Source organism: Blastocatellia bacterium (genome assembly GCA_025055075.1).
Lineage (GTDB): Bacteria > Acidobacteriota > Blastocatellia > HR10 > HR10 > HR10.
The window spans coordinates 130,779-152,106 of the sequence record JANWYV010000033.1; the positions used below are offsets into that span (position 1 = coordinate 130,779).

Annotated in this window: 19 protein-coding genes; all 19 read left to right on the forward strand. The window is 60.3% G+C overall.

The genetic code is table 11. The features are described from left to right. Positions 1–86 precede the first annotated feature (86 nt). Positions 87–3,416, forward strand: a complete 3,330-nt coding sequence (locus tag NZ746_08455) for a TonB-dependent receptor (GenBank protein MCS6817397.1) — start codon at positions 87–89, stop codon at positions 3,414–3,416. A gap of 72 nt (positions 3,417–3,488) precedes the next feature. Continuing rightward, a complete protein-coding gene (locus NZ746_08460; GenBank protein MCS6817398.1) occupies positions 3,489–4,532 on the forward strand; it encodes an LLM class flavin-dependent oxidoreductase in 1,044 nt (347 codons plus the stop codon). Positions 4,533–4,572: 40 nt separating this feature from the next. Further along, positions 4,573–5,610 (forward strand): LLM class flavin-dependent oxidoreductase, encoded by a 1,038-nt coding sequence (locus NZ746_08465; GenBank protein MCS6817399.1) that lies wholly within the window; start codon positions 4,573–4,575, stop codon positions 5,608–5,610. Beyond that, the gene (locus NZ746_08470) at positions 5,607–6,098 is read left to right on the forward strand and encodes a DUF2889 domain-containing protein (protein MCS6817400.1); all 492 of its coding nucleotides are present in this window, start codon (positions 5,607–5,609) and stop codon (positions 6,096–6,098) included. The genes NZ746_08465 and NZ746_08470 overlap by 4 nt, the downstream gene beginning before the upstream one ends. A 72-nt stretch (positions 6,099–6,170) precedes the next feature. Next, complete coding sequence (locus NZ746_08475; protein MCS6817401.1) at positions 6,171–9,107, forward strand: TonB-dependent receptor; 2,937 nt, start codon at positions 6,171–6,173, stop codon at positions 9,105–9,107. A 52-nt stretch (positions 9,108–9,159) separates the two neighbouring features. Then, positions 9,160–9,396: a hypothetical protein gene (locus NZ746_08480; GenBank protein MCS6817402.1), complete on the forward strand. Its 237-nt coding sequence runs from the start codon at positions 9,160–9,162 to the stop codon at positions 9,394–9,396. Positions 9,397–9,510: 114 nt separating this feature from the next. Further along, on the forward strand, positions 9,511–9,741 hold the full coding sequence (locus NZ746_08485; GenBank protein ID MCS6817403.1) for a hypothetical protein: 231 nt from the start codon (positions 9,511–9,513) through the stop codon (positions 9,739–9,741). 36 nt (positions 9,742–9,777) lie between these two features. Continuing rightward, the gene (locus NZ746_08490) at positions 9,778–10,206 is read left to right on the forward strand and encodes a VOC family protein (GenBank protein ID MCS6817404.1); all 429 of its coding nucleotides are present in this window, start codon (positions 9,778–9,780) and stop codon (positions 10,204–10,206) included. Next, the gene (locus NZ746_08495) at positions 10,203–11,057 is read left to right on the forward strand and encodes an amidohydrolase family protein (GenBank protein MCS6817405.1); all 855 of its coding nucleotides are present in this window, start codon (positions 10,203–10,205) and stop codon (positions 11,055–11,057) included. The genes NZ746_08490 and NZ746_08495 overlap by 4 nt, the downstream gene beginning before the upstream one ends. Positions 11,058–11,060: 3 nt before the next feature. After that, on the forward strand, positions 11,061–11,852 hold the full coding sequence (locus tag NZ746_08500; GenBank protein ID MCS6817406.1) for an enoyl-CoA hydratase-related protein: 792 nt from the start codon (positions 11,061–11,063) through the stop codon (positions 11,850–11,852). Continuing rightward, a complete protein-coding gene (locus NZ746_08505; protein ID MCS6817407.1) occupies positions 11,849–12,967 on the forward strand; it encodes a thiolase family protein in 1,119 nt (372 codons plus the stop codon). The genes NZ746_08500 and NZ746_08505 overlap by 4 nt, the downstream gene beginning before the upstream one ends. A gap of 6 nt (positions 12,968–12,973) precedes the next feature. Then, the gene (locus NZ746_08510) at positions 12,974–14,137 is read left to right on the forward strand and encodes a thiolase family protein (protein MCS6817408.1); all 1,164 of its coding nucleotides are present in this window, start codon (positions 12,974–12,976) and stop codon (positions 14,135–14,137) included. Between the two features lie 35 nt (positions 14,138–14,172). Further along, on the forward strand, positions 14,173–14,640 hold the full coding sequence (locus NZ746_08515; protein ID MCS6817409.1) for a Zn-ribbon domain-containing OB-fold protein: 468 nt from the start codon (positions 14,173–14,175) through the stop codon (positions 14,638–14,640). 1 nt (position 14,641) lies between these two features. Next, a complete protein-coding gene (locus NZ746_08520) occupies positions 14,642–15,058 on the forward strand; it encodes a Zn-ribbon domain-containing OB-fold protein (GenBank protein MCS6817410.1) in 417 nt (138 codons plus the stop codon). Between the two features lie 30 nt (positions 15,059–15,088). Beyond that, positions 15,089–16,237, forward strand: a complete 1,149-nt coding sequence (locus tag NZ746_08525) for an acyl-CoA dehydrogenase family protein (GenBank protein MCS6817411.1) — start codon at positions 15,089–15,091, stop codon at positions 16,235–16,237. Positions 16,238–16,253: 16 nt separating this feature from the next. Beyond that, positions 16,254–17,651: an FAD-dependent oxidoreductase gene (locus tag NZ746_08530; protein MCS6817412.1), complete on the forward strand. Its 1,398-nt coding sequence runs from the start codon at positions 16,254–16,256 to the stop codon at positions 17,649–17,651. Positions 17,652–17,671: 20 nt separating this feature from the next. After that, positions 17,672–18,565: an acyl CoA--acetate/3-ketoacid CoA transferase subunit alpha gene (locus tag NZ746_08535; protein ID MCS6817413.1), complete on the forward strand. Its 894-nt coding sequence runs from the start codon at positions 17,672–17,674 to the stop codon at positions 18,563–18,565. Between the two features lie 3 nt (positions 18,566–18,568). Then, on the forward strand, positions 18,569–19,366 hold the full coding sequence (locus NZ746_08540; protein MCS6817414.1) for a hypothetical protein: 798 nt from the start codon (positions 18,569–18,571) through the stop codon (positions 19,364–19,366). Then, positions 19,363–21,273 carry an FAD-dependent oxidoreductase gene (locus NZ746_08545; protein MCS6817415.1) on the forward strand — a complete coding sequence of 637 codons (1,911 nt, stop codon included), beginning with the start codon at positions 19,363–19,365 and terminating at the stop codon, positions 21,271–21,273. Before NZ746_08540 ends, NZ746_08545 begins: the two co-directional genes overlap by 4 nt. Positions 21,274–21,328: the final 55 nt, after the last annotated feature.

Sequence of the window (21,328 nt, forward strand, 5' to 3'; positions counted from 1 at the left end):
TGCCTTTCCGCGTGGGAAGGCGCCATCTGGAAGGCTCTCTTCAATAAGTCCCAGCGGGGAAAATTCCCATTCTGGAGGTGAGGGCCATGGGAAAGAGCGGCGTGCTTCTGTTCTGGATCACCCTGCTCTCGCTCGTGTGCAATTCGTGGGGGGAATCACCGGTCTTCGCGCAAGGAGCGGTGACGACTGCGACCATCGCCGGGGACGTCACGGATAAAACCGGTGCTGTCGTCTCCGGAGCGCGCGTTGCCGTCAAGAATCAGGAGACCGGATTAACCCGCGAAGCCATAACGGGAGAGCAGGGACAGTTCGTTATCTCCCAGCTCCCGGCCGGACGCTACGACGTGAGCGTCGAAGCGCCGGGATTCAAAAGGACGATCATTCGGGATGTAACTCTCACGGTGGGGGCGACCGAGACCGTGCGGGTGACGCTCGAAGTCGGCGAACTGACTGAGAGCGTTGATGTGAGCACGGAAGTCGTCCCGGTCGTGGAGACAACCAAAGTCGAAGTCAGCAACGTCATCCTCCCGGTGCAGGTGCGCGAGCTGCCGCTGAACCAGCGGAGCTTCACGGCTCTGGTCACGCAGCAACCAGGACTTGTGCGCATGACCAACGCCACGCCGCCGACCGTGCTCGGCGCGGCGACCAATACGGGGTCTTACATCAGTGCTGGCGGACTGATGGGATCCTCCGTAGCCTACCTTATTGATGGCGTGAACTTCAGCAACGGGAATTTCACAGCTCCCGGGACGGCTGCCGCGGGGGATATGCCCGGGGTCGAATCCATTCAGGAATTCAAGGTGATCACCCGTTCCTTCAGTGCCGCTTATGGAGGGGCTTCAGGAGCTGTCGTCAGTTTCGCCACGCGCAGCGGCACCAACGAGCTGCATGGCAGCGCCTATGAGTTCATACGGAACGACATCTTCGATACCCGCTCCTTCTTCGATCGGGAGAAACCACCTTTCCGACGGAACCAATTCGGAGCGGCCTTGGGGGGACCCATCCGTCGAGATCGCGCGTTCTTCTTCACCAACTACGAGGGATTGCGACAGCGGCTGACGGTGACGGAGATCTCTTTTGTTCCGAGCGAATGCGCGCGAAACGGAGGCCTCGGGGGAACGTGCGACTTTCCGGTCATCGGTCCCGGAGGACGCCCCGTTGCCATCTCCCCGGCTGTGAAAGCTATTCTGGAGCTCTATCCCAAGCCCAATGGTGCCGATCTCGGTGGGGGGATCGCCGAGTACATCTTCCAAAATCGTCAACCGACGCGCCAGGACTTCGGGCTCGTTCATATCACGTCGGCGCTCTCGCCGAAGGATCAATTCGCTGGTCGATGGTCCCTGACGGATGCCGATGCCGTCGCTGCCTTTCACTTCCCAACTTTCGAGTTCGTGAGGACAGATCGCGTACAGAACTACCTGCTTCGATGGTCACGTGTCTTCACGCCCAACCTTGTCAACACGGCGAGCTTCAGCTTCCTGCGGTCCAGGGTCTTCGCAGCCACCGAGCCGACCGTCTCCTTGCGCCCAGAGCAATATACAGGCAACCCGGCTCGAAAGACGATTGGCGTGATCTCTGTTGGAGGAGGGACAGCGGGTACAGTCAGCGGTACATTGACGTTGCTCGGGAACGATGACGCCAGCCCCTTCCAGCTCGTGCGGAACAATTTCATTTTCAATGATGACCTCGTGTACACACGCGGGAATCACACAGTGAAGCTTGGGGGGATGGTGAACCGCTTCCAGTGGAATTGGAATTCGGCCGTCATCCCCGGGGGAAGCTACACCTTCCTCACATTAAACGATTTGCTCGCGGCAAATCCCTCCGTCTTGATCATCCGCCGAGATGGGGCTGATGCCAGTTTTGGCATTCGCACGACGCTCTTCGCCTGGTATGTAGAAGATGCTTGGCGGCTCTCTCCCCGAGTGACGCTCACGCTCGGACTGCGGCATGAGTTCCAGGTTCCGATCCTCAAAGACATCCATAACAAGTTGGGCAATTGGCGGCGTCCTGAAGATACGCAGGTCACTGTCGGCCAGCCCTATGATAACTACTCGCTCACGCAGTTCCAACCTCGCGTGGGCATCGCTTACGATCCTTTCGGAAATGGCAAGACGGTTATTCGCGCGGGTTTCGGGGTCTTTAATGAATTCTTGGGCTTCGAGGGGACAGCTCAAGGCATTCTTCAATGGAACGCGCCACAGCCGGTGCTCAACACCTTCTTCGGAGAACCGTTGGCACCCGGGTTCTTGCCCCAAATTCCATTTCCCCAGTGTGCAGCGTGTACACGGCCGACGCCTTACGTGGGGTTGGTCACTGGGTTGCTCGATCCCGTCAATTCGCCCACTTCGATTCAGTGGCATCTGGAGATCGCGCGCGAGCTGCCGGCGAGGTTGAGTCTGACGCTCACCTACGCGGGGTCTCAGTCCTATCACATTCCGCGGAAGATCGAAGCCAATCACAATCTCCCGTGCCGATTCGAGAACGGGAGGCCCATCTTCACCGGAGGATGCGGGACGGCAGCTCCAGCCGTGAGTCGGATCGCGTTCTCCCTCTATGCGCGGCGCTTCGATACGACGGCGAACTACCATTCGATGAGCATTCAGGTAGCACGTCGGCTTGCCGGGGGCTTGACGTTCCAAAGCTCCTATGCGTTCTCCAAAGCCCTCTCGGAGTCTGACGCCTTCAATTCTAACAACATCATTCGTGGCGTCGCGCAAGCGAGTCAATATCCGTTGGATCGCAAGTTGGATCGCTCGGAATCGCTGTTCAGTATTCGGCATCGCGCGACCATGAACGCCGTGTATGAGCTGCCCGTAGGGCGCGGCAAACGATTCCTCGGCGACGCGCGCGGTCTCGCGCAGGCGCTCTTTGGTGGGTGGAGGATCACCGCTCTCGGTGAATTCCGCAGCGGATACCCCTTCTCCGTGTTGGCCGGATTCGGCATCACGGGCGTCGGGGACAACATAGATTTCCCCGATCGACCGAACATCCTGCGGGCCAACCCCGTCATCGGGCGCGTGGATCGGTATTTCGATCCGAAGGCGTTCGCGCTGCAAGAGCCCGGTCGCTTGGGGAACGCTCCGCGCACGTCTGTGCGCGGGCCTGGCTTCTCGAACCTCGACGTCGGGCTCTCGAAGGAATTTCCCATTCGGGAGACCGTCCGCCTGCAATTTCGCGCTGAGGCCTTTAATGTCCTTAACCATCCCAATTTCGGGCTCCCGTTCAATCAGCTCTACGTCGGCTTCGTCCCACAGTTTCGGCGCGCTCCGACGCCGGCCGAATTGGAGGCGCTTCCGTGCCGGCTGACGGCCGAGCAAGCGCAAATTCATTCCTGCAATCCGCAGGCAGGTCGGATCACCAGCACTGTTGGGACGCCGCGGCAAATTCAGTTCGCGCTGAAATTGACGTGGTGAAGAGGAGGCCAGGTTGAGGGGACGCGTCCCCTTAAGGCGCGCCCCCTCGTGTCGGTCCCGGGAGGATGTGGAATGAAATTCGGCATGCTTGTCAATACACAGGATCCGCCTGACGGGGCGCGGATCGCGGCGCTGTATGACGAGATCTTAGAGGAAGCTGAATTGGCCGAGGCTGTCGGGTTCGACGCGGTTTTCGTGCCCGAGCATCACATGATGCCCGATGGATATTTGAGCGCACCACTGGTCCTTCTGGCCGCCATAGCAGCCCGCACGACGCGATTGCGCGTGGGCACGTCCATTCTGCAGCTTCCCGAATGGCATCCGATCCATGTGGCTGAGGAGGTCGCCGTACTGGACAACATCTCGAAAGGGCGCGTCATCCTCGGCGTTGGCCTCAATCTCGTCGAGTCTGAATTCCGGCTCTTTGGCGTCGAGCGGCAAGGGGTCACCCGGCGATTCGTCGAACAAATCGAGATCCTGCGGCGCGCCTGGAGCGGTGAGCCCTTCTCCTTCGAAGGGGAATTCTTCGTGTTGAAAGACGTCCAGGTCACGCCTCGCGTCGTGCAGCGGCCGCATCCCCCTATCTGGATCGGTGCCATGAGCGAACCTGCCTTGCGCCGCGCCGGACGCCTAGGCACGGGATGGATCTCCGATCCGCTGCACGTCATTCAGGTCATGAGGGCTTGGGCCGATATCTACCGGCAGTCGGCGATCGAGCACGGTCACTCGGATCGAATCGAAATCGTGCTCATCCGCGATGGATGGGTCTCGCATGATCCCCGAGAGATCCGCGAGTTGTGGTGGCCGACTGTTCGAGACTACCATCTGTTCTACAAGCACCTCGGCTTTTTTGAATCCGGTCGCTTCAATGCTCAGTGGGAACCTTGGGTGCGCACGGCTCGCGACGAGGACTGGACCTATGAGCGCGTGGCTCCCAATCGGGTGATCGCTGGGACGCCGGACGAAGTCATCGCCGAGATCGAACGATATCGCCGCGAGGTTGGGTGCGAATATATCGTCTTCTATTTCCGTCATCCGACGGGGCCGGACCATCGCGCGACGATGCGCTGCATCGAGTTATTCGGAAGAGAAGTCATCCCACACTTCCGTCAATGATCGGCGGATCGCGCTGGCAGAGGATCACGAGGAGGGAGTCGTGAAGCTGCATTATCTCCTGGATACACATGCCGGATTCTATAATCGCCCGATCCCGACGCGCGAAGAGGTGAGCGCGTTCATAGATCAACTCTATCGCGAGATCGAGCTGGCCGAGGAAGGGGGATTCGATTCGATCGTCGTCCCCGAGCGACATGGGCGGACTGAGTGTTTCTTCCCTTCCTCATTGGTGTTACTCTCGGTCATCGCGGCTCGAACGAGCCGCATTCGATTGGGGAGCTATATTCTTGTGCTCCCGCTCCATCACCCGATTCACGTGGCTGAACAGGTGGCCATGATTGATCAGGTCTCCCGCGGGCGCGTCATCTTTGGCGTTGCCGCTGGGTACCACTCCGGGTACAGCCGAATGTTCGGCATCCCTCACCACGAACGGGGCGCGCGATTCGAAGAACAGGTCGAGATCATCAAGCTCGCTTGGACCCGGGAGCGGTTCTCTTATCACGGTCGGTACTATCAGTTCGATGAGATCATGCTGACGCCGAAGCCCTATCAGAAGCCGATGCCGGAATGGTGGGTCGGCGGTATGTTCCCGAAGACGATTGCGCGAGCCGGGCGCATTGGCGATGCGTGGTGCAGTGACCCGTTCCCACTAGATCGCCAGGTTTGGCTCGCACAGGTTCAGCTCTATCGAGAGGCTGCGCGCGCGGCCGGTCGTCCCTCGAAGGTCGTCCTCATGCGCGATGGATGGGTGGCGCCCACGCGAGAAGAAGCCGAAGAGGTATTTGGGCGACTCGCCATCGAGGAATGGCTCTTCTATTTCCGCTGGGGCATCCTCACGCATCACCCGGAATTCCAGTCCGAATCCGACTTCACTATCGAGCGCGCCAGTCGCCATTTCATCCTCGGGTCTCCTGAAGAATGCATCCGCCAGATTGAGATGTACGCGCGCGAATATGACGTAGATGAGATCGTCCTTCGCTTCCGGTTGCCCAAAGGGCCTCGGTGGGATCAGGTCTTGCGATGTCTCGCCCTCTTTGGACGCGAGGTCGTGCCGTATTTTCATGGCAAGAGCGCATGACGAAGATCCTCGAACGCAACGTCAACGTGAAGATTTTCGACGATCGAGGGCCAAACCTCCGCGTACAGGGATCGCTCTTGGATGTCGAACACAGCTTTCATCTGGAGCTGATCGTGGAGGTCGAGACCGGACGCATCCTTCAGGCGCGTGCTGAGATGATCAAGCGGCCCTACCCGACGCTTTGTCTGCCGGCTTTGGCGAACGTCGCCCGTCTGGAGGGGGAAGTCATCGGGCGGGGGATCAATCGGCGGATCGCGGAGCTGCTGGGGGGAACGAGTGGTTGCGTCCATCTGGTGGAAATCGCGCAGTCGGCCGTTCGATTCACAGCCACCTATTTGATTGATCGGCGGACCGGCATGAGCGAGGAGGGGTTGGGGAACCTCTCCGAGCAGGAGCACCGCCAGCGATGGCTGCCGTTGCTCAAAAATACTTGCCAAGTCTTTCGCGTAAGTGAGGAGGAGCCGCCCTCGGTCTCCGAGCACGCGTGAGGGTCCGCCTTTTGACCACCCCCTGTACGGGGGGAGAAACCACTACCCGTAGCAGGGAGAAAGGAGGAGAAAATGAGACAGAGCGTGAGTAAATCCACTCGAACATGGGCGTGGCTTTGTGCCCTAGTGGGCATCGTGGTTTTGTCTGCGAATGCCGCTCTCGCTGCACAGACGCCAGCGATGGCGAGCGTGAGCGGCATAGTGACGGACCCGGCAGGGAATGTCGTTGTGGGGGCGCAGGTGAGCGTGCGGAATCTCGATACGGGGGTGAGTCAACGCGTGGAGACAGACGAGAATGGGAGATATCGCGCGATCTCACTTCCGCCGGGGCGATACGAGGTGCGCGTTGAAGCGCGGGGGTTCGCCGTGAGCGTGATCCCCATCGCGTTGACCGTGGGGCAGGCGGCGACTGTGGACATCACATTGAAGGTTGGGGCGGTCGAGGAGATGGTGGAGATCACGGCCCAAGCACCGCTTGTGGAGCCGACGCGGACGGAGATCACGCAGGTGTTGGACGAGCGGCAAGTGCACGCCTTGCCGATCAACACGCGGAATTTCGTGCAGTTGACCCTCATTACGCCCAAGGTCGTTCCGGCCAGTGCCGCCAGCGGACGCGGAGCGTACATGGGCGATCGTTACAAGGAGAATCAGTTCAGTTTCAGTGGGCTACGCTATCAATTCAACTACCAAACGATGGATGGAGCCGATGCGTATGTGTGGACGGCCAATGTCGTGAAATCCTTCTACTCGCTCGAAGCCGTACGGGAGTTTCGAGTCGTCAACAGCTTGTACACGGTCGAGCAGGGGCATGCCATGGGGGGGATCATCAACGTGATCACGCGCTCGGGGACGAACGAGTGGCGGGGGAGCGGATATGGGTTCTTGCGGAACGACAAGCTGGACAAGACGGACATCTTGACGACGCCGGGCTTCAGCGCCTTTCGGCGGGGGCAGTTTGGGGGGACAATTGGCGGTCCCCTACGGCGGGATCGGGTCTTCCTCTTCGGCAACTACGAGGGCCAGCGGCAGGCGAAGGCGCCGCGATTCCCAGCGGTCTATCTGCAGAATCTGGGAGCCGTTAACGCCGTGTTGCAGCGGCTCGGGTATCCGGAGCAGGAGACGCCCAACGTGTTGCAGACGTCGGATGTGGACCAGTTCTTGGTGAGGTCGGATTTCGCTTTAGGGGAGAAGCACATGGGGAAGGTGCGCTACAACTTCTATGACATGGAGAATCGGAATGATCGGATCGGAGCATCGGGAGTGACAGGGGAACCGATCACGACACTGGCGGCGCGCCATCACACGCTGCGGGACCAAGGGCTGGTCATGACGCTGAATTCCACGTTCTCGCCGCGCTTCGTTATGACGACAGGATTCGGTTTCGCTAAGCATGCTTATCAATTACGGCCACGGCCGGGAGTGCCGCTGGTGGAGCTGGCCATCGTGGGGGCATTCTCTACTGGAGTGGAGGCCGCTGATGAGCAAGGACTCGATGAGAAGCGGTGGCACCTCTTCCACAATGCGAGTTATCTGCGCGGCGCGCATCACGTGAAGTTCGGCGCCGAATACCTGCGGACGGATCTCATGAACCACGTCACCCCCGGCTCCCTGGCCGTCATCCCTGGCCTAGCGGCCTTCACGGCACCGAACGGACCGCTCGTCTTTCAAATCCGCATCCATCCGGAACAGTATCGGTTGCGCCTGTTCATGGACGCGGACCAGTTCGGGTGGTTTGTGCAGGATCAATGGCAAGCGCGCCGGAATTTCACTCTCACCTATGGGATTCGGTACGACGTCGAGCGGATTCGGGGGATCACGGCACTCTCCGAGGGAGATCATAACAATTTCCAACCTCGCGTGGGATTCGCCTACTCTTTTGGACAGCTCCGTCCAACGGTGATTCGCGGTGGCTATGGGATATTCGTCTCCGATCGCTACCACCCTTATTTGATCCTTGACGGATTCGTCCATGGTTCCAATTTCCCGAGCTTCAATGAGGAATACACCCGGGCGAATCCCTTCGTTCGGAAGTACAAGCCGCTGCCGGACACAGTCGTTCCCATCATCATCACGGGAACGGATGCGGCGACGGCAGCCTTTCTGAACTATGTGCGGCGGGGGGTGATTCCCACCGGGCCATCGCCGCAGTTCGTTGTCGTCACGGCTCCAGATATGCCCAATCCGTATGCCCAGCAGTGGAGCTTGGAGTTGGAGCGACAGCTCTCCTCGTCCTGGGCGGTGACCGTTGGGTACTCGGGCTTGCGTTCGTTCAAGCTGCCGCTCTTGATCAACCATAACCTGCGGCCGGCCGTCGCGCGCCTGCCCAATGGGAAGAACGACTATCAGAATCGTCTCTACGATACGCGATTCGGCGTGACCCATATCGGACAGCCCGTCGGATATTCGATCTATCACGCGGGGACGCTCACTGTGCGTCGAGCGTTCGTCCGTCACTTCGGGCTGACGGCCAGCTATGTCTTCTCGCGGGCGATCGACAATGGGGCGGGCAACAGCACGTTCATCGCACCTGAAGATCCATACAATACACGGTTGGATCGAGCGGTTTCGGCCGAGCATGCCAAGCATCGCCTCATCGTGACGCTGAGTGCGGAAGCACCGTGGCAATTCCCGCTCCTGAGGGGATTCGGAGTGCATGTGATCGCGACGGCACAAAGCCCTCGATATTTCAACGTGACGGTGGGCTCGGATGTGAATCGCGATCTCAACGCTGTTACGGATCGGCCGGACACGCTTGGGCGGAATACCCATCGGGGGGATGATTTCCTATCGTTGGACATGCGCGTCGTGCGACGCTTCCGGATCACTGAGCGCTCCAACCTGGAGGCGATTGTGGAGTTCTACAATCTCTTCAATCGGGTGAATATCACCGATCTCTTCACCGTGTGGGGGCGGCCGACGCTGGCGCAACCGCCGATCGCCACCTTCAACACGCCGCGCGCCGTCGGTGATGCCTTCAAGACGCAACTCGCCCTGCGATTCACGTTTTGAGCCGTCGCCCCCTCGCCGTCAGCGATGGGGCGATGCTCCAAGGAGGAGAGAGATGCCGGCCGTGGAATTGAAAAAGACGAGCGATCTTCCCTTGGACCTGCAACAGCTTGTGGCCATGTATGAGGCGTGGATTGGCGATACGGTCTTCGCCCGCGTCATCGCCCATCGGCCTGAGGCCTTTCGCGCCTTTCACGAGTTCTACCTCTCGCTGCTCAACGGTCGTGTCGAGTCTGAGATCAAGGAATTAGCGCGCTTGCGCTTGGCGCGATTGAATGGGTGCGAGTACTGAAAGGCGGCCAACCTCGCCTGGGCCAGGCGAAACGGCATTCCTGAAGAAAAGGTCGAGGGCGTTGACGATCCCGAGCGCGGACCGTTCACATCGCGCGAGCGTGCTATCCTGCGCGTGGCCGAATTGATGGCGCATCGGGCGGAGGCGGTGTTGGAGGGGACGGTCCTCGAGGAGGTGAAGCGAGAGCTGACCGATGAGGAGCTGGTAGAGGTGGGTATGTACTTCGCCCTCGTCACGGGGTTCCAAAAGTTCAACACCGTGTTTCGCATCTTCTACGCGTGCGAGACCGATCCCCCGTGCCCGTCAGGGGAAACCGATTTGACAACCGGCTCTCCCATCGAGTAAAGTTACCAAACGAGCGTTTGGTAAAAGGAGGTGGCGGTGATTGGCGGACTGAATCACATCGCGCTTTTGGTCACGGACCTGGAGGCGAGCATCGAGCGATTTCAGCGGCTACTGGGTGCGACGCTGCTGGAACGGAGCTTCTTGCCGGAGTCGCGGACGGATGTCGCTGTGCTCGAGATCGAGGGCGTGCATCTGGAATTGCTCAGCGCCAAGGATCCGGACACGAAGGTCGGGCGCCTGCTCCGCGAGCGTGGCGAGGGCATCCATCATATCTCCTTTCACGCGTCGGGGATTGAGGAGGAGCTGGCGCGTCTTCGGGAACAAGGGGCGCGCGTCCTCGATCCGCAGCCGCGGACAGGACTGCATGGGCGGAAGATCGCGTTCCTCAATATGGGGACGAGGGGGGAGATCCTCATCGAGTTAGCGGAGGAGCCGAACGAACGTGCGGAGGAAGGGAGCGCATGAAGGGAGCCATTGACGTTTGGTGTAATCCGTTCACGCCATCAGGGATCAAGCATCTCTTCCTCGATAACGAGGAAGTCTACTTCATGATGGGGATCCAGTGGGGGCGCGCCGCCAACATGAAGGGCTATGAGCCCCGCGAATTTATCGCCATGATGGATCGGCTCGGCATCGAGAAAGTGTGCGTGCCGGCGCTCAAGCAAGCGTTCTACCGGAAGAACAAGATGGGGGCGGATTTCTCCTATGAGGAGATCGCCGAGCTCGTTCGGGCATATCCGGGGCGGATCGTAGGATTGGCGGGCATCAATCCCTTCGAGCGCATGGCGGGCGTGCGGCGACTCGAGTATGCTGTCCGGGAATATGGATTTCGGGGCGCGCACATTCATCCCTATGGCTTTGGTTTACCGCTCAACGCTGCCGAATGGTATCCCTTCTACGCCAAGTGCGCGGAGCTGGACATCCCGATTGTGATTCAGACCGGTCATTCGGCCGAATTCATGCCGAGCGCTTGTGGTCGTCCGATCCTCCTCGATGATGTCGCCCTCTATTTTCCCGAACTGCGTTTGGTCGCCGCCCATACGGGATGGCCATGGGTGGAGGAGCTGATCGCCTTAGCGTGGAAGCATCCGAACGTGTACATCGCCGTCAGCGGGCACGCTCCTCGGTATTGGGATAAGTCGCTCGTTCATTTCCTCAATTCGCGCGGCATTGGGAAGGTCATGTGGGGGACGGATTACCCGCTCATCCTGCATGAAGAGAGCCTCACGCAGATAGAGCAACTTGGGTTGAAGCCTGAGGCGAAACAAGCGCTCCTACGGGATACGGCCGTGAAGGTCTTCAAGTTCGAGGAGTGAGCGATGTCCGATTATCGCTTCCTGACGATCGCGCGGGCCGATGGCGTGGCCGAGGTGATCGTGTGTAAGCCGCCGAAGAATACATTGGATCCGGAGCTATACGAGGAACTCGTTCGGGTGAGTGCGGAATTAGAGACGGATGAAGAGACGCGCGCCATCGTCTTCGCCAGTGGCGTGGAGGACATCTTCATCGCCGGCGCGGACATCAAGCAGATGGCCGAGTATCGGTTCGAGCGAGAGCCGCTCGAGCGGAAGATCGAACTGGTGCATGCGACCTTCAACCACATCGAACGTCTCTCCAAACCGACCATCGCGGCCATCACCGGGCATGCGCTGGGCGGGGGGTGCGAACTGGCACTGGCCTTAGACTTTCGCTTCATGTCCAGGGGAACGCCGCGCATTGGGCTTCCGGAGATTCGGCTAGGCATCCTCCCAGGAGGGGGGGGGACGCAGCGTCTCCCGCGGTTGATCGGCCGCGCGCGCGCCGCAGAGCTGATCATGACGGGGGAGCTGGTGGACGCCGATCGAGCGGAAGCCATTGGGCTGATCACGCGGGCGTGCGAGCCGGAGCGCACGCGTGAGGAAGCACGCGCATTCGCGCACCGTCTGGCGGCTCAAGCTCCTGTGGCTCTGCGCGCGATCAAACGCTGTTTGGTCGAGTCGACAGAGGTGACATTGGCGGAGGGATTGGAGATCGAGAAGCGATATTGCCTGCATGCGCTCCTCTCTGAAGACGCGCGGGAGGGGATCGCCGCTTTCCTCGAAAAACGTCTTCCTCGGTGGAAAGGACGATGAAACGGGTCGCAATCATCGGAGCCACGCAGACGCGATTTGAGGCTCGAAAGGCCTCGCTCGCGTTTAACGAACTGGTCTATGGGGTTGTCCGGGAGCTGCTCGACCGCACGGAGATCTCGATGCACGAGATCGAGAGCATGGTGACGGCCTCGCAAGACGCTTACGATGGGAAGACCATCTCTGGGATGGCCATCAATGAAGTCGTGGGCGCTTACTTGAAATCTGAGGCGAAAGTCGCGGCCGATGGTCTTCAGGCGTTGCTCTATGGAGTCGCGCGCGTCCTCTCCGGCGAGTTCGACCTGACGCTCGTCGTCGCCCACTGCAAAGAATCTGTGGGGCAGCCGTCGGCGATCACCGGGCTCATGTTCGATCCTTTTGTTCAACGGCCCCTGGGGCTTGATGAATTGACGGCCGCGGCGCTTCAAGCGCGCCGCTACTGCCGGAAGCGAGGACTCGCGCCGGAAGATGTCGCGCTCGTCTCCGTGAAAGCCCATCGTCACGCGCTCAAGAATCCGTATGCCCTGCGAGCCGGAACGTTCACTGTGGAGGATGTGCTGGCCTCGCCTATTTTGGCCGATCCCATCCACGAGCTGGAGGCAGCGCCACGTTCCGATGGTGCGTGTGCCCTGCTCTTGGCGAGCGAGGAGCGAGCGCGTCAGCTCACGGACTGTCCGGTATATGTTGTCGGCGTTGGGAATTGCACCGACGCCTATTGGACGGAGCGCGACGTGGCCGAGGCTGATGCGCTTCGGGAAGCTGCGCGGCGCGCCTATGCCATGGCGGACATTAACGATCCCGCCCACGAGATTGACGTCGTGGAGATCTCGGCACGGTATGCGCATGAAGAGCTGATGGCCATTGAGGCGCTCGGCCTCCATCCTGCGCCGGTGGAGTTGATCGCGCAAGAACGGGCTGGGTTCATCAACCCTTCTGGAGGGCCGCTCTGTGGGAATCCGCCGACCGTCAGTGGACTCGCTCGCGCTATCGAGGCCTACTGGCAATTGAGCGGAGAGGCGGGGGAGCGTCAAATCGAAGGGGCGCGCGTGGCCTTGGCTCACGGCGCTGGTGGTATCTGTGGTCAAAATCAAACGGTAGTGATCCTGAGACGGGAGTGAACGGGTATGCCGCGACGCGTCGCCATCATCGCCACGGGACAGACCAAGCATGCGGCGCGACGGCTGGATGTGAACATCCGCGAGTTGATCTCTGAGGCCGTCATCCGCGCGCTGCAAGATGCCGATCTGACAATGCAGCAGATCGACGCTGTGCTGCTCAGCAACATGGAGCCGTTCGAGGGGTTCCTCTTTCCCGAGCTGTGGGCCGTCGAAGGGTGGGGGGGATACATGAAGCCCTCGGTGAAGTTCAATACGGGAGGGACGGTGGGGACGACGACGGCCATCGCGGCGTATTACTATGTCGCCAGCGGGATCTACGACGTGGTGATGGCCATCGGATTTCAGAAACAATCCGAGGGACATACGCAAACGGCCATCACGACCGTGGGCGACCCCATCTGGGAACGATCGATCATGGCTGGGGCGATTGGGAATTTCGCCGTCATGGCGACGACCTACATGCACGAGAGCGGAGTGACTGAAGAACAAGCGGCAAAAGCGGCCGTCAAGGCACGGCGCAACGCATGTCTCAACGAGTACGCCCATTTGCAGATGCCTGATATCACGGTCGAGGACGTCTTGAAGTCGGAGATGCTCGCCTATCCGGTGAAGCGGCTCGATATGTGTCCGCAGTCGGATGGGGCGGTGGCCGTCATCTTCGCCGAAGAGTCGAAGGCGCAACGGCTGTGTCCGCGTCCAGCCTGGGTCAAGGCCGTCGCGACAGCGCACGAACAGCAGTACATGGGGGATAGCCCCAAACGCTTGGCCGAGATGCGGAGTTTGATCGCAGCGTCGCGTCGCGCCTATCAAGCGGCGGGGATTACGAACCCACGCAAAGAGCTCGATGTCGCCGAGATCTACGAGGTCGCCTCCTTCGCGGAGTTGGCCATGTACGAGAACCTTGGCTTCTGCGAACGTGGTGAAGGTGGAAAGCTCATAGATATGGGCGTCACGGAGCTCACTGGGGAGTTGCCGGTGAATCCTTCCGGAGGCGTCATGTCCACGAATCCCATTGGGGCCACGGCGCTCATTCGCGTCGCCGAGGCGGCTTTGCAGATCATGGGGAAAGCCGGGCGGCGGCAGGTCGAAGGAGCGCGGATGGCATTGGCGACAGGCTATGGGGGGAATGCGTGGACCGATATTATGATTCTGAGTCGGGAGAAACCATGAGTGGGGAATCGCCGAAGCTTCAGTCAGGAGAAACCGTGAGTGAGGAATCGCCGATGCTTCGCGTCGAGTTCTTTCTGAACACCGAATATCACTACGCGGTCGGTCACTACGGAACGCGATTCTTCACCGAGCTGCGCGATCACGCGCGGATCATGGGAATGCGGTGCCCGGAGTGCGGACGCGTGTATATTCCGCCGCGGCCTGTATGCGGCATCTGCTATCGTGAGCTGCAGGAGTGGGTCGAAGTCGGCCCGGAGGGGACGATCGTCGGTTGGACTGTCGTGCGCATCCCGTTCATTGACCCGATGACGGGGGAGCAGCGCCCCGTCCCCTATGGGTTCGCCATTATCCGATTGGATGGCGCTTCGACGAGTCTCTATCACTTTCTAGATGAAACCGACGAGAGTAAGATTGCCGTCGGGAAACGCGTGCGCGCCGTCTTCCGCGAACAACGTGAAGGATCATTGCGAGACATATTGTATTTTCGTCTCCTTGAGGACTGAGATGAGCGAATGGGTTGTTCATCAGAGGATTCGCATCCCCTTCGAATATACGGCAGGTCGGACGATATCGCGCTTCCTCATGGGACTGGCTGAGCGTCGCATTTGGGCGACGCGATGTGGAGAGTGCGGGCGCGTGTACGTCCCGCCCCTCGGATTCTGCGGGCGATGCTGGCGGGAGATCGCGGAATGGCGCGAGTTGCCGGATGAGGGGGAGTTGGTGAGCTACACGGTGCGCCCAATAGAACCGCCGGTGATTCTCGGCCTGATTCGACTGGATGGCGCGGATACTCATCTCGTGCATCGTCTGGGAGAGGTGGAGCCGACCGAGCTGGAGCAAGTGGTCCGCGTTCGCGCCGTATGGCGCCAGGAGCGCACAGGGAGCATCTTGGACATCGTCTATTTCGCTCCCGTCAGGTGATCGGCTCTTCGGAGAAGGAGGGATCCAGCGATGGACTTCGGATTCACGGAGGAACAGCTACAAATCAAAAAAGCTGTGCGGGAATTCGCCCTTCGGGAGATCGCGCCTTATGTAGCCGCGTATGATCAGGAGGAGCGCTTCCCCGTTGAGATCGTCAGGAAGGCGGCGGCGCAGGGGTACATGGGGGGCGTCGTCCCGGTCGAGTATGGAGGGGCTGGGTTGGACCATGTCACCTATGCGCTCCTCATCGAGGAGATCTCGCGCGTGTGTCAGATCATCGGCTGTGCGCTCTCCTTCCCGAGCGGTCTGGCCGGTTCGGCGATCCTCCGCTATGGGACGGAGGAACAGAAGCAGAAGTATCTGAAGCCTCTTGCGCAGGGCGAGGTGTTCGCCTCCGTGGCACTTACCGAACCGGGATCCGGTACGGACGTCGGCGCCATGCGCACGACATGCCGACGGGATGGAAAATACTACGTCCTCAACGGGGCGAAAGCATGGATCAGCTTCCTCGATGTGTGTGGTTGGGTGCTGACGTTCGCCACGCTTGATCGGAGTCTCAGGCATAAGGGAATTTGCGCGTTCATCGTCGAGCGAGGGACACCGGGAATGACGCTCCGCCCGTACAAACACAAACTGGGATTTCGACCGCTCTGCACCGGCGAAGTCGTCTTCGAGGACTGTCGGGTGCCGGTCGAGAATCGAATTGGCGAGGAGGGCGAGGGCTTTCGCGTCGCCATGTGCGCGGTGGAGAACGGGCGGTTGGGAGTGGCTGCGCGCGCTGTCGGGATGGCCCAAGCGTGTTTGGACGAAGTTCTTACGTACGCGCGCGAGCGCGTGGTCTTCGGTCAACCCATTGGGAAGTTCCAGCTCGTGCAATCCAAGATCACTGACATGGTCGTAGGGATCGAGAGCGCGCGCTATCTGACGTATCGGTTAGCGTGGCTCAAAGACCGCGGGGTGCCCGATGTGCGCCGCGAGGCTTCGATCGCCAAGATGGTGGCGACGGATGTGGCGCTGATGGCCGCGACGCATGCCGTCCAGATCTTCGGCGCTTACGGGTGCTCGGCCGAATATCCCGTCAGTCGGTACTATCGCGACGCCAAGGTCTTCCAGATCGTCGAAGGGGTCAACGAGCTACACCGCGTGCTCATCGCTGAATACGCATTGGGCTATCGGTAGGGAGAGGAAGCGTCATATGGCGAAATATGATGTCGTCATCATCGGGGCTGGGGCGGCTGGATTAACAGCCGGCGCGCTCTTGGCCAAGTTCGGGAAGAAAGTGCTCCTCATCGAACGCGATGTCCATTTGGGCGGGCGCGCCATGGCCATTCCGTATGAGGGGTATCGGCTCAACCTCGGCGGGCATTTGCTCGAGGATAGTGGTTCGGGCCTCACCCGCATCTTCGAATTCCTCGGGAAGCGGCTCGAACACGGCGTCGTCAACCAAGGACTTCCTTTCTGGGATAACAGTGCGGGGCGGTGGCGGCCCATCCAGGAGCGATACCGAGTGGACAAGGGCGAGTTGAAGAAAGTGATCCGCATTTTATGCGAGACCGAATTCGAAGCGTTCGATCGGTACGATCATCTGCCGCTTCGCGCGTGGCTTTTGGAACACACGCGCAGCGAGGGGATCATCGAGCTGTTCGAGTACATCGCCATGGCCGAATGTCTTACGGAGAAATGGTACGATCATTCGGCTAGCGATAACCTCTACGTTCGCAAGATGCACTATCAGGAGAAGCAGACGGCCGGGTACTCCTTCTGGCCCGTCGGCGGATGGGACGGGATGTTTCACACGCTCGCCGATGCGGTACGCGAGTACGGCGGAGAGATCCGGCTTCAGACGCGCGCGCATCGCGTCGTGATCGAGAACGGTCGAGTCGTGGCTGTCGCGCTCGAACCGGTTCGGAAAGCGATTCCGACGGAAGCCTTCAACCTGGAATACGTGGAGACGGAGACCGTCATCTGCACATTGCCCGTGTGGAATGTCTTGGACGTGGTGTGGGAGCAAGACCTGCCCGATTGGTACGTGGCGCAGGTGAAACTCTTGGCGCAGGATCAGTTCCGTGTCTGTTGGTTGGGCTTCTACGTTGCCTGCCATGAGCCGATCTACACGGGCACGTCGCTCACGGAGCTGGCCGTGTGGTTTGAGGCGCCTTACAGCCGCTTGCCCGGATGGGCATTCCTGGTCTCAGGAATGGATCCGACGACGGCTCCCGAAGGGAAGCATCTGTTCAATTGCGGGTTTGCGTTTCAAGGGATACGGGATCGGGAATGGATCGAACGGAAGTTCGCGGAGGCCGAGCGCGACTTAGCGGCCATGTATCCCAGTACGTTCACGGCGAAGAACATCATTTGGAAGAAGCGCCACCTGGTGGCGTATCCGCCGTTCGGCGTCATCCAAAAGCCGTGCTTAGTCGGTCGGTATCGGCCTGATCATCGAGCGCCGAACGTCGAAGGCCTGTTCTTCGCCTCGGAGACCTTTCGCTCGCGGGGGATCGGCGTGGATCGCGCCGCGCGGGCTGCCTTGACCTGCGTCGAAGAAATCTTGGGCTTTCGCATTCCGGAGTTCAAGAATTCCTGGCACTATTGAGCAAACGGATCGCTATGGGTTTGGAACGGAGATCGCTTGTCCTTGACGAACAGGAAGCGGCCTCATGGATTCGCGATGGGATGACGATCGCCATTGGGGGGTTCATTAACTCGAGCCATCCGATGGCGATCGTTCGTCAGATCATCCGGCGCGGGGTGAAGAATCTCACTGTCGTCGGGCCAGCTTCCGGTGGCTTGGATTTGGATCTGCTCATTGGAGCCGGGTGCGTCCGGAGACTCGTGACGGCTTACATGGGGGGCGAGCACTATTGTCCGGTCGCTCCGATGTTTCGCGCGGCCGTCGAACGTGGGGAGTTGGACGTGTGGGAGTGCGATGAAGGAATGTACTACTGCGCCTTACGCGCAGCGGCGCAGCGCCTGCCCTTCACGCCGTGGAAGGCTGGGATCGGCACCTCCTTTCCCGAGGTCAATCCCGATATCAAGGTCTTCAGTGATCCGATCACAGGCGAGCCGCTTCTCGCCATCCCGGCCATCAAACCCGACATCGCCATCATCTACGCCGCTCACGCTGATCCTTATGGGAATGTCCAACACATTGGCACGGGGTTCGGGGATCGTGCCCTCTGGCGCGCGGCAGATCGGACGATCGTCCAGGTCGAGCGCATCATCCCTAACGAGGAGGTGCGGAAGAATCCGCTGGCGACATCACTCTATGGCGTGGATGCCATTGTGCGCGCGCCCTACGGGTCGCATCCATTCGCTGCGCCGGGCTACTACATCGAGGACGCTGAGCATTTGCGCGAGTACGTCGCTGCGGCGACAGCCTATGCCAAGCATGGCGATCGTGGCCCCTTCGAGGCGTATCTCCGCAAGTATGTCCTGGATCCCGAGACGCACGCCGATTATCTGGAGGTCATCGGCATCAAACGCCTCATCTCTCTGCACGAGTACTAGGCCATGGCGCGAGAATCCGCGAGGGACTTCACGACCAAAGAATTGATCGCGACCTTTATCGCCCGTCAGGTACGCGATGGCGAGCGCGTGGCCGTTGGAGCGGGACTCCATGTGCCGCGCGCGGGGATTTTGCTGGCGCATCTGCTCTATTGTCCCAACGTCCGGCTCTATATGGTCATGACGTTCACGAACGTCCTCAAGGAGCCGCGGATGGAGCCTTTCTACACGGTGACCGATTTCCGGCCGGCGAAGTGGGCCGAAGCCTATGTCCTGCACGACGATTTCCAGGAGAATCCGCGCTTGGTCTCCAACATGTTCGTCGTCGGAGCGCTTCAGATTGATCCCTACGGGAATTCGAATCTCATCGGCGTTGGCAAGGACTATCGGCGCCTGACGTTTCGCGGACCCGGGGCCGTCGGCACCACCTCGATGGCGCATTATGTGGATCGCTACTACCTCTACGTTCAATCTCACGATCGTCGTATCTTCGTCGAGAAATGCGACTTCGTCTCGACAGTGGGATGGGGTGAAGGAGGGGCCGAGGGCCGCCGGCGACTGGGCCTTCCCGACAACGGACCTCTCTATTGCATCACGCCGTTGTGCATCATGGACTTCGAGCCGCAGACCAAACGGATGCGTCTCCAATCGGTCCATCCTGGTGTGACCGTGGATGACGTGGTGCAAAACACGGGATTCGAGCTGATCATCCCAGAGGTCGTGCCGGAGACTGAGCCCCCGACGGCGGAGGAGTTACGGGTGCTGCGCGAGCGCATTGACGTGGAGGGAATGTTGCGGACATGAGCCTGAAGCTCTTGGAGCCCATCACGTTCAGCGGCCTGCGCGTGAAGAACCGTATCGTCATGCCCCCGATGGGGATGGGATATGCGCATGAAGATGGTACGGTCTCGGATCGCGTGATCCGATATTATCTGCGGCGGGCCCAAAGTGGCGTCGGCATGATCGTGGTCGAGAATTGCATCGTAGACCCCGATGTCGTCGGCGTGGGACCTGAGTTGCGCATCCACGACGATCGGTACATCGAGGGGCTGCGGCGGCTCGTGGCCGCGCTCAAGCCGTACGAGGTCGTCGTGGGGTTGCAATTGAATCACATGGGGCGGCAAACGACGCTCGGCACACCGATCGCTCCTTCGCCGATCCCGATCTCCCCCAAGGGGCCGATCCCGCGAGTGCTCACTCCGGAGGAGATTCGGTTCGTGGTGGAGGAATTCGTGGAAGGAGCGCGACGCGCGCGCGAGGCGGGATTTGACTTCGTGGAGTTGCATGGCGCGCATGGATACCTGATCTGCGAGTTCCTCTCGCCGGCGTCGAATCGTCGTGACGACGAGTACGGCGGCTCTTTGGAAGGGCGACTCCGATTTCTGCTGGAGATCATCGCCGGAATTCAGGAACGAGTGGGAACGGATTTCCCCATTCAGGTTCGGATCTCGGGGCAGGAGTATGTGTCCGATGGTTTGACGCTCGCGGAGACGCGGGAGATCGCCCGGCGTCTGGAGCAAGCCGGCGTCAGTTCGATCAGCGTTTCGGCGGGGAATTGGCAGACGCTGCATTACATCATGGCGCCCATGTTCATGCCCAAGGGGTATCTCGCCGAAGATGCCGGGGCGATCAAATCCGCCGTGCGCATTCCCGTCATCGCCGTCGGTCGCTTGCACGATGTAGAGGTAGCCGAGCGCGTCCTGCAGGAGGGGAAGGCTGATCTCATCGCCGTCGGACGCGGCCTCATCGCCGATCCCGAATGGGCGAAGAAGGTGATCGAAAATCGCATCGAGGATATTCGCCCGTGCATCTCCTGCAACTATTGCGTGGACTTCGTCTCGCGGGCGCTGGAGGCGCGCTGCACTGTGAATGCCGAACTGGGGGAGGAGTTCGTCTTTCAGATCCGGCCGGCGCGGCAGCGCAAGCGTATCCTCATCATCGGCGGAGGACCGGCCGGACTCGAGGCCGCGCGCGTGGCTGCTGAGCGTGGGCATGAGGTGTGGCTCTTCGAGAAGGAGAGGCGCTTGGGCGGAAAGCTCCATGTCTCAGCCGCCGCTCCATCGAAGAAAGAGATCCACCGATTCACGGAGTATTTGATTCGCCAGATTGAAAGGCACCATGTTCGGGTCGAACTCGGTGTGACGCTCGCACGCGAGGAGTTGCTGGGGATGCACCCCGATGTCGTCGTCTTGGCGACGGGGAGTGTACCGATGATTCCGCCGCTCTCGGGAGCCGATCTCCCGATAGTGGCGATCGCCGAGGAGGTATTGCTCGGTCGTACTTCGGTTGGCCGTCGTGTGGTGATCGTTGGAGGAGGAGGGACCGGGTGCGATGTAGCCGAATATTTGCTACATCGAGGCCATGAGATCACGATCGTGGAGCTGCTTTCGCATATCGGGAGGGGGATCGAAGCGATCACTCGACGATGGCTCTACTATGAGTTCAAAGAAGCAGGCGTGCAGCTGCTGACCCGCCATCGCATCGCGCGGATCGAAGAGGGGCGTGCCGTCGTGGTGGACGAACGAGATCAAGAGCGAATCCTCCCGTGCGATTCTGTCGTCCTCGCCATGGGCTATCGGCCGAGCGATGAGATGGCCTTCTGCCTGGAGGAGGATTTCCCCGTGCCCGTCTATCGAATTGGAGATTGTGTGCGCCCGGGGACAATCTTGGATGCCGTGGCGCAAGGTGCTCATCTGGCGGCGAAGCTATGATCCGGAGAAGGACTCGTGCCTTGTGGCCTCAGCGATTTCTTCGACATCCGAGGAC

Coding starts and splice junctions, on each gene's coding strand:
- NZ746_08510 (MCS6817408.1), top strand. CDS start 12,974: ATGCCGCGACGCGTCGCCATCATCGCCACGGGACAGACCAAGCATGCG.
- NZ746_08475 (MCS6817401.1), top strand. CDS start 6,171: ATGAGACAGAGCGTGAGTAAATCCACTCGAACATGGGCGTGGCTTTGT.
- NZ746_08500 (MCS6817406.1), top strand. CDS start 11,061: ATGTCCGATTATCGCTTCCTGACGATCGCGCGGGCCGATGGCGTGGCC.
- NZ746_08520 (MCS6817410.1), top strand. CDS start 14,642: ATGAGCGAATGGGTTGTTCATCAGAGGATTCGCATCCCCTTCGAATAT.
- NZ746_08470 (MCS6817400.1), top strand. CDS start 5,607: ATGACGAAGATCCTCGAACGCAACGTCAACGTGAAGATTTTCGACGAT.
- NZ746_08455 (MCS6817397.1), top strand. CDS start 87: ATGGGAAAGAGCGGCGTGCTTCTGTTCTGGATCACCCTGCTCTCGCTC.
- NZ746_08540 (MCS6817414.1), top strand. CDS start 18,569: ATGGCGCGAGAATCCGCGAGGGACTTCACGACCAAAGAATTGATCGCG.
- NZ746_08460 (MCS6817398.1), top strand. CDS start 3,489: ATGAAATTCGGCATGCTTGTCAATACACAGGATCCGCCTGACGGGGCG.
- NZ746_08505 (MCS6817407.1), top strand. CDS start 11,849: ATGAAACGGGTCGCAATCATCGGAGCCACGCAGACGCGATTTGAGGCT.
- NZ746_08495 (MCS6817405.1), top strand. CDS start 10,203: ATGAAGGGAGCCATTGACGTTTGGTGTAATCCGTTCACGCCATCAGGG.
- NZ746_08480 (MCS6817402.1), top strand. CDS start 9,160: ATGCCGGCCGTGGAATTGAAAAAGACGAGCGATCTTCCCTTGGACCTG.
- NZ746_08530 (MCS6817412.1), top strand. CDS start 16,254: ATGGCGAAATATGATGTCGTCATCATCGGGGCTGGGGCGGCTGGATTA.
- NZ746_08545 (MCS6817415.1), top strand. CDS start 19,363: ATGAGCCTGAAGCTCTTGGAGCCCATCACGTTCAGCGGCCTGCGCGTG.
- NZ746_08525 (MCS6817411.1), top strand. CDS start 15,089: ATGGACTTCGGATTCACGGAGGAACAGCTACAAATCAAAAAAGCTGTG.